This window comes from Paenibacillus sp. EKM206P, from assembly GCF_011066155.1.
GTDB lineage: Bacteria > Bacillota > Bacilli > Paenibacillales > Paenibacillaceae > Paenibacillus > Paenibacillus polymyxa_D.
Map to the genome: position 1 here is coordinate 558360 of NZ_JAAMNQ010000001.1, position 16997 is coordinate 575356.

The following is a 16997-nucleotide window of genomic DNA, read 5'->3' on the forward strand; positions in this document are numbered from 1 at the left end:
CGTTATTTCCGTTAGCAGTCACCATGATCTGCTCGGAATACGGCTCCTTTTGAAAATAACTTGGGCTATTCTACTTTAACTACACGGAAATGCTGATTCGTCCCACCATTATCGCCCCATTGAATGGCTTTGGCTCCATCGGCGGTGGCGCCTTCAGAAATATCGATCAGCTTGCCGGTTGCCCGATTTTTCAGCTTGTAATAACCACCGGTTACGGATACTAATTGCCAGTGCTGACTGGACCAGCCTCCGTCGCTCCACTGCTCAATAACTGTACCATCCGTTGTAGTACCGCTTTCAACACCAATTAGCTTTCCGCTGTTGCGGTTCACAATTTTATAATATCCGCTGCCTGCATCTTTGAGTTGCCATTGTTGGCTTGCTGTTCCCGCATCTGCACGCTGTTCCAGGTCTGCGCCGTCCGTCGTTGCATTGCCAATAATGCTTAGTGGCTTATTACTCTTGCGATTCACTAGCTGATAATAGGCATCCGGATCAATGGCAATGGGGGGCGTTGTTATTCCCTCGACCACACCACTGGCAGTGTCAATATTAATACTGTCGTGCCAATCCATGGCTAATGAAGTCGCTGTTGGAAAACGTAGTGGCAACCATACATATTGAGAATCCTGCACAGGACCGCTCCACGCACCCGCCCATCGGTCGCCCAAATACAGGTATGAAGTTGTCTGGGCCCCTTCAACAGGAATCACGTAAGCCGACTGTGAACCATAAGTCGTACCGTCCCCAAAGTTTATCGTATTACTCCAGGTTCCTTCAATGCTGGATGCGGTAGCATACTTGGCCTGATTTGGATTCCAGCCGGTTGCCCCGGATGTAATCAGGAAGTAGACGTCTCCTTTTTTGAATATCGCCGGAGCTTCACGGTATTGTCCAGGCCAAAGTGTAGTCACCAGCGATTCAACTTGCAGAAAATCCGGTGTCAGACGATAAATGTTCAGATCCGCGTTTACCCGGGTAGCCGAAATAAGGTAAGCTGTACCGTTATCGTTGTATACGGTCATATCGCGCGAATCGTAATCCAGAGGACGGAAGCTACCCTGATATGTGTAATCGCCGTCCACCGTATCGGAGGAGGCGACAGCCACTCGGGCCTCGTTGTAATTAACCCCATTCTCCTTGTGCATCCATAATACGTATTTGCGTGTTTTTTCATTATAAATCACTTTCGGACGTTCAATATTCGAAACATTCAGCTCTACGGCGGAGCTGCTGGTCAGTACGTTTTTACGAAACTCCCAGTTTTTTAAATCAGAGGAACGGTAGGCGGATACCGCCTTGAACGTGCCGTTGGGATTACGATTTTCACCAAACCAATAATAGTAACCGTCTACTTTAATCATACCACCCCCATGGGCATGGACTACGTTTCCATCTGTATCTTTAAACTGAATGCCATTCACGACATTCGCTGAAGCGGCTGAAGCGATCTTAGGTGAAAACATCTGAAAAATGCTCAACGTCAGCAAAATAGAGAGCATAATACACAGCAAGCGGGCAAAATCATATTTCATTGTTTCGTCCTCCTCTGTATGCTTTATTTTAAAGCGCTTTCATTAATGGACTCTATAAAGTAGTTTTAATAGAGCTACTTATCCCAATTGTATCCATATTGAATTGAAAGTGCTAGAGTAGTATATTGACCATGTACACGGCACACGCCATCCATATCTAACAGACTTCCATCGAACGGTGAGTGTTACAAACTGGCTGATATTCATTAGGTATATAGGAGGCGACCATGAAAATATACGCGATTGATACGAGCAAGCCGGAAGCTGAGGAGCATTACGAATTACTGGTACCTCGGGTTTCACTAGAAAAGCAGCACAAGTTAGATCGTTTTTTACATCGGGAAGATGCTTTGAGGGGCTTATATGCCGATTTACTGCTAAGATGGTTGGCCTGTCGGCAATTGAAGGTATCGAATGCCAGTCTTCAATTTACATACAATGCATTCGGTAAGCCTTCCTTAATAAATGCACCTGCATTCCATTTTAATGTTTCTCACTCGGGAAAATGGGTGGTATGCGCTATTGATGATCACCCGCTTGGAATCGACATTGAGCAGCTCCGTCCTATTGATTTTGAGGTAGGTAGGGTGTGCTTTTCGGACACAGAGTATGATGCGTTAATGCGTCAGGATGCAGACAGCCGCTTATCCTATTTTTACGATCTATGGACGCTTAAGGAAAGCTTTGTGAAGGCCGAGGGGCAGGGACTAACCCTACCGTTGAAGTCTTTTTCATTTGAGCTAAAGGCACAACCATTCATAGGCTTCACGACAGAGGGCTTTACCACCGAGTATTATCATTTTAAGCAGTATGAGCTGGATCAGGATTATAAAATGGCTGTCTGTGCAGCTCATGACCAATTTGCCGAGCAGGTGCAGCAGATAGATATAAATACACTACGCTTGGAAGTGGCAACACAGGCGTAATATGAAGTGGGTATGCGTATAGTTGAAAAAAGGAGATGAGTGGCGTTGACATTCGTTTTGTTCAAGCACGGCCGGTTGTATGGGGAGTGGGCTTCCAAAGGAGACTCCATCGTTGTACAGCAGGGTCGGATACAGGCCGTCGGATATGCTCGGGAGCTTGAATTGCAGTTGTCCGGTAAGGAATATGAAACCGTGGATTGGGAAGACGCCTATGTACTGCCAGGCTTAACCGATTCACATATGCATTTGTCTATGCATGGTATGAAGTTATCTATGCTCGATTTAACATCAGCTACCTCCAAGGGTGAGATGCTGGCTATGCTACGCAAACGGGTCGCTGTAACACCGCCGGGAGAGTGGATTTTAGGACTTAACTGGAACGAAAATGCTTTTATTCCTGTTGAAATTCCGGATATATCCGAGCTGGATGCCATTACAGATCAGCATCCGGTATATCTCACTCGTACGTGCTTTCATACGTTTTTGGCCAATTCAGAGGCATTTCGACGTGCGGGTATTAACGAGGACACCCCTGACCCGGCTTCGGGAGCCTATGGACGAGACGCAGATGGACGGTTGAACGGATTGGTTTATGAGGAAGCCTCCTTTGCCTTTACTAGCGTGCAGCCAGAACCGGATTATTCGGTTAAGAAGGACACGATTCGGCGGGCTTGCCTGGATGCGCTACGGCTTGGTCTGACTGCTGCACACACGGAAGATTTACGTTTTTTGGGCAGCGTGGAGACGATGCAGCGAATTTACAGGGAGCTGAGGGAAGAAGGTCTTCCTTTTCGCACACACCAGCTCATCTATCATCCATTTTTGGAAGAAGCGAAAATGCAAGGGCTGCGTGCAGGTACTGGAAATGAGTGGATTAAAATTGGTGCGATTAAAATGTTTGCCGATGGGGCTATTGGCGGAAGAACGGCATTATTGTCTGAACCCTATAGTGATGCTCCACGTACCTGCGGAATGGCGATTCAACCGCAGCCAGAGCTGAATCAGATGGTGGCAGCTGCCAGGGCCGCAGGCTTTCCCGTGGCTGTACATGCAATAGGGGATGGGGCAGCGCACATGATTTTGACAGCGATGGAGGCCCATGCGCTCACGGAGGAAAGCGGTTTGCCAGATCGCCTGATCCATGGACAGGTGCTTAGGGGGGATTTGGTCAAGAGAATGGCGAAGCTGCCGCTGATTGCGGACATCCAGCCCCGTTTTGTCGCAAGTGACTTCCCTTGGGTACTGGATCGGGTGGGGAAAGAGCGGACGGAATATTTATACGCCTGGAAAAAGCTGCTGGAAGCAGGTATTCCATGTGCTGGAGGTAGTGACGCGCCGATTGAGCCGTTAAACCCTTTTCTTGGTATTCACGCGGCAGTGACTCGTGCCAAACCGGAAGAAATGCATGAGGGCTATCTTCCCGCTGAAAAGCTGGATGTACATGAAGCCATTCGTTTGTTTACCACGGGAAGCGCAGTAGCAGCTGGTGAGGCTGATGAAAGAGGGACGATAGCTGAAGGGAAAGCCGCTGACTTTACAGTCATTGACCGTGATGTATCGGAAAGCCCGCAAGCTTTACTTGATGTTAAGGTACGAATGACAGTTGTAAACGGGAAAGTTGCATATCGGTCATAGGCTGGTGCTAAGTATGTATGCCAAAAGCCTTCAACTTCACTTTTCATGTGAGGTTGAAGGCTTTGTATTTTATAAACCACGCTGTATAAATCGGTCAGCGTTTTTTACACTGGACCACAGATCAGAGCTGGCTCCGCCCGCATACCAGTAGGCGAAGCCAGCAAACCCAGCATCCTGTCCCAAGCGATACTTACGAGTGAAGGATCGTCCTTCCTCGAGCCACAACTTATGAAGCTGTGTGTCTTTGTAAGACATGGTATACTGCTGAATATCCTCATTCCAGATTGGTTTGGAGCCGTAACGAGATACGAGCTGGTTTTGCTGATCTAGTGAAATATCAGAGGAAGCGATTGATTGCCCGCTAGCGTTAAGCGTCCAGTTCCGTGTAAATAATGGCAACGCCAAGATCGCTTTCTCCGGATAGGTGGTTTGTACAAAACGCCGCACGCTTTCACGAAGCCATGGCAGTGAGGACACAGAGCCGGGGATCGAGCTACCTCCCCAATGCTCGTCATATCCCATCAGGATCAGATAGTCTGCCGCAGCGCCAAGCTGTTTATAATCAAAGGCGGCAGTCCAGTCCGTTCCGTAATCAGGAGATACACAAATCGCCAGTACCGTATTCTGACTCTTCAACTTAGCTTTTAATTGTTGGACGAACAATGTTAAATGGGCACGATCCTGACCATCTACATTTTCAAAATCAATGACAAGTCCGTTCAAACCGTATACAGATACAGCATTAGCAAGCTGACTTATGGTTGTATTTCGTAGAACCTCACTGGACAAAATTTGGTGCGTCAGTGCCAGGTTGGAACGGTTGCCTACCATCGCCCAGATATTTTTATGATGCTGTTTGGCCCAGGTGAGCAGCGATGAATTGGTATAATCGCTGATAATACCTGTTTCATTCAGAAAAAACCAACGTGGTGACAGGGTGTTGATGTTGGATTGGAGCACCGTATTTTCAAACTGCTGAATGGTTTGATCATATTGCCAGCCAATTCGGATGGAAGAAGCGGTGGAAGCAGTTTGGTTAGCATGTTTTGTTGAATACGTTAGCAGTCGCTCCAGTAAGACAGCTGTTTCTTCACGAGTCAGAGAGGATGCAGGACGAAAATAGTTACTTTCACCTTTCATAAAGCCGTAACGATTTACGGTGATTACCGCATCAAGAGCCCAATCTGCAATTTCGCCAGTATCTGTAAAGGAGGAAGTAGCATCTCCTGATCCGCCCGAAGAGCGGATGAGACGTGCGATCATCAAAGCCGCTTCTTGACGGGTTATAGGACTATTAGGTTGGAATGTGGCAGACGTTCCCCCCTGAACGATATTGAGCTGCGAAGCCGCTTCAATCCATCCATAGTACCACGTCTTTTTGGCAACATCTCGGTAGGAGGGAACGGGTGCTTGTACAGGCTCCAGACCGAGTGTACGGTCCAGTGCGGTAACCCATTCGGCTCTGGTAACAGCCTTTTTAGGAGAGAAGTAACCAGGTCGTGTACCGTTCAAAATTCCTTTAGCGTGCAGGGAAATAATAGACTGATAGGCATAGCTGTGTGCAGTATCTTGGAACGTAGCGCCGGATGCTGCTGCTGGAGCAGCTAAGTATGAAGAGAATGTTGTGAATATTGTGATGGCTGCCGTTGCTGATAGGGTAAGCTTGGCTAACCAACGTGATCGTTTGGAACTCATACCAAATAACCTTCTTTTTTATGATAGATTGTAGATTCATAGTTCGTTACTCGACGAATAATACTATCAAAAAGAGGAAAGTTATTCATTGCTAAATTGCTGGAAAAATACCAAAAAACCCGCTACCTATGCGGCAACGGGTCTGATATTGGATAAACTATGCCTTTTTGGCATACATAATACCGATAGTCTGTGGACCACAATGACTGGAAATAACACAGCCTGCTGTAGTTAGCAGTACCTCATGTGCGTTCGTTTCTTCTTTCAAGCGAGCTTGCAGCATCAGCGCATCTTCCTCGGCCAAAGCGTGCACGACAATAATGATATCGTTATCCATCTGATCTCGTTGATTCAGAGCGTTTTGCAGCATCTGATCCAGTGCTTTTTCACGTTTGCCGCGGACTTTGTAGGCTGGCGTCATTTTTCCGTCAATTACTTTGATCACCGGACGAATTTTGAGAAGACTGCCGATCAGATTTTGCATGCCTGAGCATCTTCCGCCTTTATACAGGTATTCAAGTGTATCAATGACAAATTCCGTATCTATTAGCGGCCTGGTTTTCGTCAACATGTCTACAATCTGCTCTATCGTATTGCCGTTGGTTGCCGCACGAGCAGCTTTCATCACAAGCAGGCCAAAGCCGCACGACAAATTCAAGGAATCAAAAACCGTAATGCGGCCTTCCGGAAATTCGGAGGCAGCGAGTAGCGCATTCTGGTACGTTGATGATAGCTCGGAAGACAGACTGATATATAAAATGTCGTCCCCTTGTTCTATGTAGGGCGTAAAGGCTTGAATAAAATCCGACGGAGAAGGTGCGGCGGTACGTGGTAAATGTCCCTCGCGACTTACACGTTGAAATAATTGTTCCGGGTGAATGTTCACCCCATCCTGCAATGCTTCATCACCAAATACCGTATACAAAGGTACAATGCTAATCTCGTACTGTTGCCGCCAGTGAGTTGGAATATCACTGGTACTGTCGGCAAAAATTTTAATTTTGTTCATACATTGAATCCTCTCTGTGTGATGCAGAAAAATTATAAAGATTGCACGGAGGAAGGATAGATATCCGCTGTGCTATTCGGAACGGAAAGACCGATGGCAAGAAGTGCAATAAAGCCTACAATAATAAGTGCATTAATGATTAAGCCTGTAATAGCAAAGGTCTTCTTACGGTTTTTTAACGCAATTCCAATGATACCAACGACAAGTCCGCTACAATTCAGCAACAGGCTGCCTAAAAAAATAAAAGGAAGCAATACCGTTCCGGTTTGCTGCAGAGCGATTTCCGGGTTCATCGTCTGGTATTGGCCGAAATGAGCCAGTAGATTAATAACCATAATAGCCAGAATAATATATCCGATCAGACTGACAAGCGACATAATAAAAGAAGCAATTCCGGGACCAGAATGTTTGAGCTTGACCGGAGGCTGGAACACAGGAGATTCTGAAAAAACAGGGTGCTCCTCAGACGCAGCAGGCTTTTGCAAATTAGGATCTTGGTTACTCATTTTTTCCACTCCTTGAACATAGTCCGAACAGGTACTAATTTTCCACAAAATAAACAAAAAAGCAAGCCACCCTACACATTACCCTTCAAAAGACAGGGTCTAATCATCCAATTCTGTATGCGGTCTGTTCACACACGCTGGCTGGTAAACTTCATACGGTTTCGATAAAATAAGAAGAACATTCGGCTAAAAGGATGAGATGAAAAGGAGTACACAAACATGCAACGAAAATGGATATTTACGGGATCTATAATGATGATGTTGGCGGTAGCCATTGGAGCGTTCGGGGCACATATTGTGAAAGCCCGGATCGACGCGGATGCTTTGGCCGTATATGAAACAGGTGTGAAATATCATATGATTCACGCTGTCGGTTTGCTGATCATTGCGTTGGCTGCTGGACAGTGGGGGCCTTCCAACCGTCTAAGATGGGCAGCTCGTCTGTTATTGACGGGTATCATTTTGTTTTCTGGTAGCTTGTATGTGCTAAGTCTGACCGGAATCCGTGTGCTGGGAGCTATCACCCCTCTAGGAGGCGTGTGTTTTATAGCAGGATGGATATTGCTGGCATGGGCTGCCATGGGTCTGAAGAAAGAGGATTAAAGTTCTTTTCGGATAATACAAAAAAAGAGAGTGGACAAGAAAGACATCATGTTTTTCCTGACCGTTCTCTTTTTTCATGCTTCGTTTTTTGGTGAAGTATTTACATTTACGATGTGATTTCATCGATCTCATTCATTTTAAAGGAGTACACTTGCTTCTCATCTACATGATACACACTCAGCAGGCTATTATCATGGTCCAGATTGAGGATGCGGCAAGGAATGCTGCGTTGTCCACCATAGCGGTTTACGATTAACCGTACAAGCGTATTATCATGTATATAGCGTTTGATCCATTCATACGTACTAAGGTCTTGTTGTGTTGCAGGCTTTGGCTGTACGTGGGATTGTTTGATCTCTTGAACGACTGGCGGCTTGTTCGTAATTGCGGCTGATTTCTTTTTAGAAAATTTTTCCGCGAGCGTAGCGGCTGCATCAGATGGGCTATTCACGGCTGACTGTTTTTTTAGGTACAGTGCAGCTTCAATTAAATTGCCAAGTTCGATACCGGATTGAATCCGGCTATCCGCAATGTGTTCGTTTTGGCTCAAGAGATTAAGCAGGAACTGAAGGGCCTCTACATTCGAACGGCCTTTAACTAATACATCTACATTAAATAAATAACTGGTTTCGTCTTGATTTGATTCCTTTTTCATACATCCTCCAGCCCAAGCCATGGGTAATTAGTCTTTTATGGTACCTATCAATATATCATTAAAATGTAATCTATCATAGTGCCTAAGGCCCTGTTGTTGGATATTAACAAAAATAAAATCTATATAAAGCTTTATGTGTAAAATTTTAATGGAGTACACTGGAATTGTACATTTTTTGCATGTGTATACGAATGAGGAAAGTATGTGAGCATCGGATATAGATAAGCAAAGACAGAGTTACATATACAGAGAATAAAGGAGGTAGTGGGTGAAATCAAGTAGTTTAAATTTTAAATATATTACAGTGTAAAAACATAACGGAGAAGTACTATTCATCCAGAAGAAAAGTAAAATTCCCCCTTAACGAAAGGGGGACTGGGCATATAAAAAACATGATATATTAACATGGTATATTATAGTAAGTGAAATTAAAGCGAATTTTATTTTCGATCAAAAGGGGATCCGTTGTGATCGAATAAGGTAGTCATGTTCGACTGCCCAATTCACAAGACCACTCCAGAAATCTTCACAGGCTGAAATGATCTTCGCTGGTTCAGCTAAATCTCCGGACATAACCAACTTAACTACATGATCAAGTCCTTCTGGACGACTCGGCAGTTCCAGGGCCTCCGGTAGAACCATTGAACCCGTTGAGAAGAGCTTCTGATTGTGTAACCCAACTAACATAGCCCCATATTGGGCAAACTGCATTACCAAGTATGGCAAGTAGGTATGAGGACCATGTACACGGACATTCCTAAGCTTTCCTATAAACTCGTACATTTCACCTACAAGCACTTCGTTGATGGCATGCCTGAAATCTTCCTTTGTGGGGGATTCGGCAGCTTCCTTTAATATAGAAAAAAAGTCTTCAGGATCATACAGACGAAGTGGGGAAAAGAAGGGGCCATGTGTCAACGGCCATTCGCCCTCAACAGTAGAGGCAATTTTAAGAAGAACGTCTGAACTACAGACGTTCACCTCCGCTTTCCAGGGTCCCGCTGACCATTCATGGCTAAATTCTACGGGGCCGTTTGATTCACTTAGTACACAAAACATTTCAATGTCCGAGAAAGGGCCGTCAGTACCTTTGGCAACAGATCCATAGACCCCTATAGCCAGAATTTTGTCTCTATATACTTCATGTAACCTCGCAGCTATATCGTGGCAAGTCTGAAGTCTCTCACTTCGAGAAATGTTGACAGGTCCATTCATGTTCATTAGTATCCTCCTCTGTTTTATTAGGGTGAGTTGAAACTAAAACATGGATGGAGGAGCTCGGGCTTAACGGGGGACATTTTTTCGATTCATTCGAATTCCTCCCAAGCGATTTTGTTATGGGGATTGTACCCAAACGGGTTTATTTTAGCAAGCATAGTTGCCTTTTCTATCTTGCTTACGGCTATGATAGGGCGGTTATAGGGTGAATCCATAGCTGAAAATTGTTGCTGGAGAGCTGTGGAAAATAGCGGCAAGTTTAATGCATATATTTTATGAGTAAAGCGATGATCTGAAGAAGTTATTTTTTAAGGGAACTAGAAAAATTATGGTCAATAATTTTCTTTTCTCGAATCAATCTTCGTAAACCCAATACTTGTGCCCTACGCTATAGCACTTGGATGGGACTAGCCCAGAAAGAAACAGATGAAAACGGGACAGGCTGATCTTCTCATAGCTGAACTAGGCATAGAGGAATGAGTCATATGTTCAGACCTCGAGGGCAACAAAAACTCAAGGTCTTTTTTATATGGATCGAGTGAGAGAAAAAATGCAGATTAGGAGTCTTAGAAGCAAGACAAACAAAAGCCAGACCTAAAAGGAGGGGAACGCGTGGAGCTGACAGACGATCATTCAATTATTGAAGCTGTACTAAAAGGCAATAAACAAGCGTACGCGGGCATTGTCCGGCGCTATCAGAATAAGCTTTACGGATTGTTCCGCAAGATGGGGTCTTCCGAAGCGGATGCTCAGGATCTGACTCAGGAGACACTACTTAAAGCCTATCGTAAACTGGGAGCGCATAACCCGACGCAGAGTTTTGCCGGTTGGATGTATACAATTGCTGTCAATTTGCAGAAGGACCGTGGACGCCGAAAAGATCCAAAGTCTCTGACACAGGAAGATACATATGAACGTGAAACACCTGAATCGAAGTTGCTGCAAAAGGAACTGCGTTTCGAATTGGATTGCTTGTTAGAGACGCTGCCCGAGCATTATCGACTTGTGTTGATTCTGCGCTACACCAACCAACTGAGTCACAAGGAGATCGCTGGTATTACTGGCATGTCGGTTCGGCAGGTTAACAACGCCGTCCACCGTGCTAAAATCAGTCTGCGCAAAACCGTAGAAGCCAAGGAGGGGCAACGTTATGAGAGTCTGGGATCGTACAACAACGAAAAAAGCCAATCTTGAAACAGAGGACGGCAAATCGACGATAGAAGACAGAAACTGGGAAATTTTGTTGTTTCACGAAAGGCTATCTAATGAGTTTACCGACCAGGTGATGCTGGCGCTGGAAGGAATCGAGATCGAACCAGCTGACAGAGCCGACGCGAGCGATCATGATGTATCCAGATACTCTCCGAGCGAGCAACCAGCGGAAACGGAGGCACAGATCTTGACGGGACCGACTGAATACAGGAATCGGCAACAGAACGCAGCCGCGTACGATGACACGTCCATCGTCGCCCAGGTGAAACATTACCGCGCTGCCAGACGCACTTCACAGTTTAAAGTATGGAGTTTGGTGGTCGCCGTCGTTGTATTTGTGGTTAGCACACTGCTGTATACGCAGCCGACTCTTGCAGATATGGTGAGGTCGCTGTTTGCGAAAGACAGCTATGTGGATAATGGCATGAAGAAGGTCCGTGAAGCAGGACTGGTACAGATTTCGGGTGCCAGTGCTAAAGATCAGGGTTACACTCTGAAAGTCAACGAACTTATCGCCGATTCGACTAGAATGATTATCGGAATCGAAGTTTTCGATGTTGAAGGAAATGCTGTAACCGGGGATTTTAGTATTCAAGATGTCGATTTCAGCCTCTTTGATAACCAGAGAGGTGATGTTGGCGCTGTTCCTTTTGAAGTAAGCACAGGGGGCAACGAGAATATTAGTAGGATTGAGTTCGACTTTATGCGGCCGGTACTGACCGACAAGCTGCAGCTTAGTGCACATATCCGTGAATTGAGGCTGTATGCGGACAAACTTAATGTGGAAGCTCCTATTAAAACGGTAAAAGGAGATTGGAGACTGGATGTGGAGGCAGATCTAACCAAAGCCAAAGCGCAAACGTTGCTGACTCCGATTGATAAAACGTATGAGACGCCAAGCGGCTTACGTATTCACATGCAGGGAGCTACCCGGACGCCGAGCGGCGGATCATTGGAATATACTACAGAGTTGACCCCAGAAGCCGCAGACCGAGCGCTGAACGGACAAAGCGGGTTCCACGAGCTTAAGTATCATCTGGAAGATGCACACGGGAAATGGCTTGGGGATAACAGAGACCCTGAATTCGGACGTCGATCTGGATTGGACCGTTGGAGTGGCAAGACGCACTGGTTCTACCAGTTTAATGATTTTGCCTATGATAAGCAGCAAATTCGATTCGTATTGGACGGCTATATAATTCGAGAGAGAAGCGAGGCGTCGGTCGTGCTCGACCCGGCTCAAACTTCAGCTGTGCATCCCGTTAAATTCGAAGACTCGGGTGATGCTTATCTGTTCAAGGGGCTCAAACTTCGTTCCAACAGTTCTAATTCGGGCAAAATGTATGCGACCATTCCGATAGGCGGTATCTTCAGTAGTCCTAACTTCACGCAAGACATTTGGGTTGCCGTTGACGAAAATAATAAGGAGTATTCGATGTTTTTTGGCGGAGGCTACACAACAGATCGTTCAGGTGTAATCGAGCTGCAGGAGGATGCCGGATATTTCGTTGATGGGCTAAATCAAATGCCGAAACAGCTCACGCTAAAACGAAAGGTCGTCAACCATTTGTACAAGGATGCCGATTGGTCGTTTGTCATACCGCAAACGGGAACGAACGGCGTCATCCTGAAATAAGCAAGCGGGTATGTATCGAGGTTGATGGATGAGAAGCGTTTTTGGTATGCTCCCTTGGTGCAAAGTAGCTATGACAAGAAAGAGCCTGAATCATACCCTGTAACCAAGGAATTTATAACAGAGGGCCGAATGGGCCCTCTGTTTCCTACGGTCTAAGTGACTGGTCCAATTTACTGATTCGCCATTCAGCGAGGGTTTAATTTCACTTGTGAGCCCTTGCCGCCCGTCTGGATTCCAGTATCCTTCACTCCGGCTTCCTTCAAATCGATTAGTAGCCGCTCTAGTACCGCTTTGGCGACAGGCGCTTCTTTTGCACCAGACGCTTTAACGACCAGCTGCACCGGTTTGCCGGAACGCAGATGTTTGTCTGCCTGACGCAGCTTCGTGTCGTAATCATGTTCCTCAATATGAGCAGTGAAGCGAAGCTCCTTGATCTTTTCTTTGCCGCTGTTTTTTGCGGCTCGGCCGACATTTTTGCTTGCTACGGCTTCTTTTTGCGCCAGCGCTTTTCCTTTACCCTTCGCGACCAAGCTACAGGGTGGTGGACTGCTCATCAATGAGGTGCAGACCAGGTCCACCCCTTGGGATCGGGCCATAGCCAAGGCTTCTGACTTGGATACAACGCCGAGCTTCTCCCCTGCGAGTCCAGTGAGTACCACTTCGTCAGCTTTAATTTGCTCGTTGGTTAATACCGCCACGTAAATGAAGCCTCCCTTAAACAATGATAAAGCTATCATATACGGAACCTGTTTGCGATTCAATTTTAGATTTATCTGTATTGACAAAAGTCACTAAGCCCTATAATCTTTTACTGATAATGATTATCATTTTCCAATGCAATATACATACAGGGGTGATTGAGAGAAATGAAAAAGATGTTGAATAGCCTATTATTATTTGTAGTTTTTACTATTGTATTGGCGGGCTGCGGTGCGGCTGGGGATAGCTCGAAGACGGAAGGTACTGCAGGGTCTGAGCAGACATCCACAACGGCTGGTCCGGTTACGGTTAAGGATGACCATGGGGAAGTCAAGCTGGACAAGCCAGCGGAACGTGTAGTTGTACTCGAATGGACGTTTACCGAGGACCTCATTGCACTTGGCGTACAGCCTGTCGGTAATGCGGACAATGAAAACTACAAGCTGTGGGTAACACCGGAGGCGAAGCTGGCTGATACCGTAACTGATATCGGCACACGGGGCGAACCGAATCTAGAAGCGATTGCGGCGCTTAAGCCGGATCTTATTATCACTAACGCCGATAACAATGCAGCGATCTATGCACAACTTAAGGGGATTGCACCAACGATAGAATTCGATCCTTACAAGGGGAACGGCTATGATTACGACCGTATGGTCGAGATTTTCAAGCAAGTCGCTGTGGCTACTGGAAAAACGGAACAGGCTGATAAGGTCCTAAGCGAACTTGACCAGCACTACGTAGAGGCAAAGGCTACATTAGAGAAAGCGGGCAAAGCAGACTTTCACTATGCGCTGACACAGGCCTTCACAGCTCAAAATGCTGCCAGTCTGCGAATGTTCAAGGAAAATTCGGTTGTAGTGGGAACGCTCGCGAAAATTGGCATGGTGAACGACTGGAAGTCGGACAAGACCGAGAAATATGGGTTTAGCACCGTTGGCATTGAAGCTCTTCCAGCTGTGCAGGACAGCAATTTTATCTATATTACGCAAAAGACGGACGATGTATTTGGAGCCGCGATGAAGAACAACTCGGTATGGAACGGACTAAACTTTGTCAAAGAAAAACGGACCTACCCACTGGACGGCACAACATGGACGTTCGGCGGCCCAATCTCATCCAAAGTACTGGTTGATCAGGTAGTCGGAGCTCTGACGAAATGACCCGAACAGACACAACGGGTTTATCGAAGACTTGGCGTGTAGGAAGCATCTTTGGGGGCGGATTGATCGTCCTCATCGTGCTTTTTTTTGTAAGCTTGTGTTATGGAGAGGCTTCGATCCCGCTTCACACGGTAATTGAGGCGTTGACCCAGCGTCAGGATACGCTTGAACATAACATGGTGTGGGATCTCCGGATGCCACGTACGGTCATCGGAATTATGGCTGGTGGTGCGCTTGCCATCGCTGGTGCTTTGCTCCAGGCCATCACCAAAAACCCGCTGGCGGCTTCTGATACACTAGGTATTAACGCTGGTGCCTACTTTGTGGTTGTCCTTGGCGCGGTGATGTTTCCCGGACTGCTGCATCAGGCGCCGTTTCTATTTGCCGCTGTCGGCGGCCTGCTGGCAGCGGTACTCGCTTACTTCATGGGCGGGGGACGAGCGGGAAGTCCGATTCGGTTGGCGCTTGCCGGCTTGATTGTATCCATGGTTCTCGGTTCGTTTACCGGAGCTTTGCATATCTTTTATTCATTTGAAACGCAGGGACTGTTTCTCTGGGGTTCTGGCTCGCTTGTGCAAAACGACTGGAGCGGGACGACTTACGCCTGGCCCTGGGTCGTAGGACTCTCGGTCATTGCCTTTCTGCTGTCAAGACAATTTGATGTCCTGGATCTGGATGAGTCCACATCCACGTCACTTGGACAAAAGGTTAGTTTGACCCGGGCGGTGGGTATTGTATTAGCTGTCCTGCTGTCGACCATTACAGTTAGCGTCATTGGACCTATTGGTTTTGTGGGTTTGGTAGCTCCACATTTGGTGCGCTTAAGCGGCCTAAAAATGCATCGCTGGGTGCTGCCTGGTTCCTTTCTGTGGGGAGCATTACTGTTGACAGGCGCTGACGTGCTGGCGAAGATGGTCCACCAATCAAGCATGGATCTGCCGACCGGAGCAATGATGGCCTTGATTGGGGCTCCTTGGCTAATTTGGTTGATTCTGTGGAAGATGAAGCTGCCTTCTGGTATTAATGGACAATCTTCAATGAACATAGGTGTGCGCTCTCGGAAATTACCCTATGGCAGGCTGGTCACGTTGCTTGGGTGCGGTGCCGTGCTGTTGACCGTATTCAGCCTGATGTTTGGAGGGATGCGAATTCCGGTTGGCGATTTGCTATCTGGCCTATTTGGCGGTGAGAACGCAAATTCGGCCCTGCTGCAGTTTAGAATTCCGCGCACGCTGGTGGCAGCCGGGGCTGGTATCGCGCTTGCGGTCAGCGGTGTCTTGATCCAATTAGCCGTTCGTAATCCCTTAGCGGATGCCTCGATCATTGGTGTTTCTTCAGGGGCTGGCTTTGGCGCGCTTGCAGTGATTATCGTTTGGCCTGGGCTGCCTGTTTATATGCTGCCTATCGCGGCGATTGCCGGAGCGACGGTGTCGGCGGCGGTGATCTTCTTTTTATCATGGAACAAGCACCTAAACCCGTCTGTGGTCATCCTACTTGGGATTGCTGTATCAGCGATCGGAGCAGCTGGCATTCAGATACTGATTATCCAAGGTTCGCTTTGGGGCAGCACAGGCTATATTTGGCTGACGGGTAGTACCTACGCTCGAAACTGGGGGCAGGTGGCGACGATTTTGGCTTTTCTGCTCGTGTTGTTGCCAATAGCCTGGTGGCTAGCTCGCCGCTTCGATCTTTTGGTGTTTGACGACAGCAGCGCTATGGGACTGGGACTTCCGGTGCGCCGCACCCGGTTGCTGGCGATGGCAGTGGGGGTGCTGCTGGCGGGCGGAGCGGTAGCCTGTGTAGGTACAGTTGGCTTCATCGGGCTGATTGCTCCGCATATCGTGCGTACGTTGATTGGGCACCATGTACGTCGCTCTATCGTTCTGTCTAGCATCTTGGGAGCGGTAATGCTGGTGCTGGCTGATACGATTGGACGGACAGTGCTTGCGCCGACTGAAATTCCTTCCGGATTACTGATCGCACTGATCGGTGCACCGTATTTCCTGTACTTGATGTATCGCTCCAATAAGAGTAAGTCAGTGTAGTTGAATATGTACTTGAACAGGCTGTTTCCCAACGGATTTCCCGTGGGAAAGCAGCCTTTATTATTTATTTTTCTACGTAATCATTGGACTTTATATTTACAAATCTAATAAAATAGATATAATGTTTTATATGGAACCGTCATTGATTTATAAAGCATTGTCAAACGAAACTCGCCGTCTAATTATGCTGTGGTTAAAAAAACCAGAAGAGTTTTTTGATGAACAGGCTTATCTGAAGCAAGGGCTTAATTTTCAAATTGGTGTATGTGTGGGAGATATTCAGGCTAAAGCGGGACTTGCGCAGTCTGTGATTTCAAGTTATTTATTAACGATGCAAAAATCCGGTTTGTTAGAGTCTGAGCGTATTGGGAAGTGGACGTACTATCGTCGGAATGAAAAAACAATCCGGGAATTTGCCGAGTATGTTCAAAAGGAATTATAAATAGAAAGGAGGTTTTTT

At 46.7% G+C, this 16997-nt stretch carries 15 protein-coding genes; 8 read left to right on the plus strand and 7 right to left on the minus strand.

What is annotated here, in order from left to right; genetic code table 11:
- Nucleotides 1–65: 65 nt before the first annotated feature.
- Nucleotides 66–1535 carry an RICIN domain-containing protein gene (locus G9G53_RS02695; RefSeq protein WP_165145143.1) on the minus strand — a complete coding sequence of 490 codons (1470 nt, stop codon included), beginning with the start codon at nucleotides 1533–1535 and terminating at the stop codon, nucleotides 66–68.
- Nucleotides 1536–1762: 227 nt separating this feature from the next.
- On the opposite strand from G9G53_RS02695, the gene G9G53_RS02700 reads away from it, so the two are divergent.
- Nucleotides 1763–2461, plus strand: coding sequence for a 4'-phosphopantetheinyl transferase family protein (locus tag G9G53_RS02700; RefSeq protein ID WP_165145146.1), 699 nt, complete (start codon nucleotides 1763–1765; stop codon nucleotides 2459–2461).
- Between the two features lie 45 nt (nucleotides 2462–2506).
- Nucleotides 2507–4096: an amidohydrolase gene (locus G9G53_RS02705; RefSeq protein ID WP_165145149.1), complete on the plus strand. Its 1590-nt coding sequence runs from the start codon at nucleotides 2507–2509 to the stop codon at nucleotides 4094–4096.
- A gap of 69 nt (nucleotides 4097–4165) precedes the next feature.
- On the opposite strand, the gene G9G53_RS02710 is transcribed toward G9G53_RS02705, so the two are convergent.
- The 3 genes from G9G53_RS02710 to G9G53_RS02720 form a co-directional block, all read right to left on the minus strand.
- The gene (locus G9G53_RS02710; RefSeq protein ID WP_165145152.1) at nucleotides 4166–5791 is read right to left on the minus strand and encodes an S-layer homology domain-containing protein; all 1626 of its coding nucleotides are present in this window, start codon (nucleotides 5789–5791) and stop codon (nucleotides 4166–4168) included.
- A 157-nt stretch (nucleotides 5792–5948) separates the two neighbouring features.
- Entirely contained in the window at nucleotides 5949–6800 is an 852-nt protein-coding gene (locus tag G9G53_RS02715) for a DegV family protein (RefSeq protein ID WP_029516549.1), read from the minus strand.
- Nucleotides 6801–6832: 32 nt separating this feature from the next.
- Nucleotides 6833–7306 (minus strand): hypothetical protein, encoded by a 474-nt coding sequence (locus G9G53_RS02720; RefSeq protein WP_069012792.1) that lies wholly within the window; start codon nucleotides 7304–7306, stop codon nucleotides 6833–6835.
- A 219-nt stretch (nucleotides 7307–7525) separates the two neighbouring features.
- On the opposite strand from G9G53_RS02720, the gene G9G53_RS02725 reads away from it, so the two are divergent.
- The gene (locus G9G53_RS02725) at nucleotides 7526–7909 is read left to right on the plus strand and encodes a DUF423 domain-containing protein (RefSeq protein WP_029516551.1); all 384 of its coding nucleotides are present in this window, start codon (nucleotides 7526–7528) and stop codon (nucleotides 7907–7909) included.
- A 106-nt stretch (nucleotides 7910–8015) separates the two neighbouring features.
- Here G9G53_RS02725 and G9G53_RS02730 read toward each other — a convergent pair whose 3' ends face one another.
- Both G9G53_RS02730 and G9G53_RS02735 read right to left on the minus strand, forming a co-directional pair.
- Entirely contained in the window at nucleotides 8016–8564 is a 549-nt protein-coding gene (locus G9G53_RS02730; protein WP_029516552.1) for a hypothetical protein, read from the minus strand.
- A 450-nt stretch (nucleotides 8565–9014) separates the two neighbouring features.
- Nucleotides 9015–9785: an ANT(4')-I family aminoglycoside nucleotidyltransferase gene (locus tag G9G53_RS02735; RefSeq protein ID WP_165145155.1), complete on the minus strand. Its 771-nt coding sequence runs from the start codon at nucleotides 9783–9785 to the stop codon at nucleotides 9015–9017.
- Nucleotides 9786–10394: 609 nt separating this feature from the next.
- Between G9G53_RS02735 and G9G53_RS02740 the strand changes: the two genes are divergently transcribed.
- Together G9G53_RS02740 and G9G53_RS02745 are read left to right on the plus strand one after the other, a co-directional pair.
- Entirely contained in the window at nucleotides 10395–10976 is a 582-nt protein-coding gene (locus G9G53_RS02740) for an RNA polymerase sigma factor (protein WP_238794812.1), read from the plus strand.
- Nucleotides 10933–12630 carry a DUF4179 domain-containing protein gene (locus tag G9G53_RS02745; protein ID WP_029516554.1) on the plus strand — a complete coding sequence of 566 codons (1698 nt, stop codon included), beginning with the start codon at nucleotides 10933–10935 and terminating at the stop codon, nucleotides 12628–12630. The genes G9G53_RS02740 and G9G53_RS02745 overlap by 44 nt, the downstream gene beginning before the upstream one ends.
- Before the next feature lie 185 nt (nucleotides 12631–12815).
- Here G9G53_RS02745 and infC read toward each other — a convergent pair whose 3' ends face one another.
- Nucleotides 12816–13328, minus strand: coding sequence for a translation initiation factor IF-3 (gene infC, locus G9G53_RS02750; RefSeq protein WP_165145158.1), 513 nt, complete (start codon nucleotides 13326–13328; stop codon nucleotides 12816–12818).
- Between the two features lie 168 nt (nucleotides 13329–13496).
- Between infC and G9G53_RS02755 the strand changes: the two genes are divergently transcribed.
- From G9G53_RS02755 to G9G53_RS02765, 3 genes are all read left to right on the plus strand, one after another.
- Nucleotides 13497–14492: an ABC transporter substrate-binding protein gene (locus tag G9G53_RS02755; protein WP_165145161.1), complete on the plus strand. Its 996-nt coding sequence runs from the start codon at nucleotides 13497–13499 to the stop codon at nucleotides 14490–14492.
- A complete protein-coding gene (locus G9G53_RS02760; protein WP_165145164.1) occupies nucleotides 14489–16537 on the plus strand; it encodes an iron ABC transporter permease in 2049 nt (682 codons plus the stop codon). The genes G9G53_RS02755 and G9G53_RS02760 overlap by 4 nt, the downstream gene beginning before the upstream one ends.
- A 130-nt stretch (nucleotides 16538–16667) precedes the next feature.
- Nucleotides 16668–16979 carry an ArsR/SmtB family transcription factor gene (locus G9G53_RS02765; RefSeq protein ID WP_023987858.1) on the plus strand — a complete coding sequence of 104 codons (312 nt, stop codon included), beginning with the start codon at nucleotides 16668–16670 and terminating at the stop codon, nucleotides 16977–16979.
- Nucleotides 16980–16997: the final 18 nt, after the last annotated feature.

Bases quoted from the DNA above. Each gene is read 5' to 3' on its own strand.
- G9G53_RS02695 (WP_165145143.1), bottom strand. From the start codon at position 1,535: ATGAAATATGATTTTGCCCGCTTGCTGTGTATTATGCTCTCTATTTTG.
- G9G53_RS02700 (WP_165145146.1), top strand. From the start codon at position 1,763: ATGAAAATATACGCGATTGATACGAGCAAGCCGGAAGCTGAGGAGCAT.
- G9G53_RS02710 (WP_165145152.1), bottom strand. From the start codon at position 5,791: ATGAGTTCCAAACGATCACGTTGGTTAGCCAAGCTTACCCTATCAGCA.
- G9G53_RS02715 (WP_029516549.1), bottom strand. From the start codon at position 6,800: ATGAACAAAATTAAAATTTTTGCCGACAGTACCAGTGATATTCCAACT.
- G9G53_RS02720 (WP_069012792.1), bottom strand. From the start codon at position 7,306: ATGAGTAACCAAGATCCTAATTTGCAAAAGCCTGCTGCGTCTGAGGAG.
- G9G53_RS02725 (WP_029516551.1), top strand. From the start codon at position 7,526: ATGCAACGAAAATGGATATTTACGGGATCTATAATGATGATGTTGGCG.
- G9G53_RS02730 (WP_029516552.1), bottom strand. From the start codon at position 8,564: ATGAAAAAGGAATCAAATCAAGACGAAACCAGTTATTTATTTAATGTA.
- G9G53_RS02735 (WP_165145155.1), bottom strand. From the start codon at position 9,785: ATGAACATGAATGGACCTGTCAACATTTCTCGAAGTGAGAGACTTCAG.
- G9G53_RS02745 (WP_029516554.1), top strand. From the start codon at position 10,933: ATGAGAGTCTGGGATCGTACAACAACGAAAAAAGCCAATCTTGAAACA.
- G9G53_RS02755 (WP_165145161.1), top strand. From the start codon at position 13,497: ATGAAAAAGATGTTGAATAGCCTATTATTATTTGTAGTTTTTACTATT.
- G9G53_RS02760 (WP_165145164.1), top strand. From the start codon at position 14,489: ATGACCCGAACAGACACAACGGGTTTATCGAAGACTTGGCGTGTAGGA.
- G9G53_RS02765 (WP_023987858.1), top strand. From the start codon at position 16,668: ATGGAACCGTCATTGATTTATAAAGCATTGTCAAACGAAACTCGCCGT.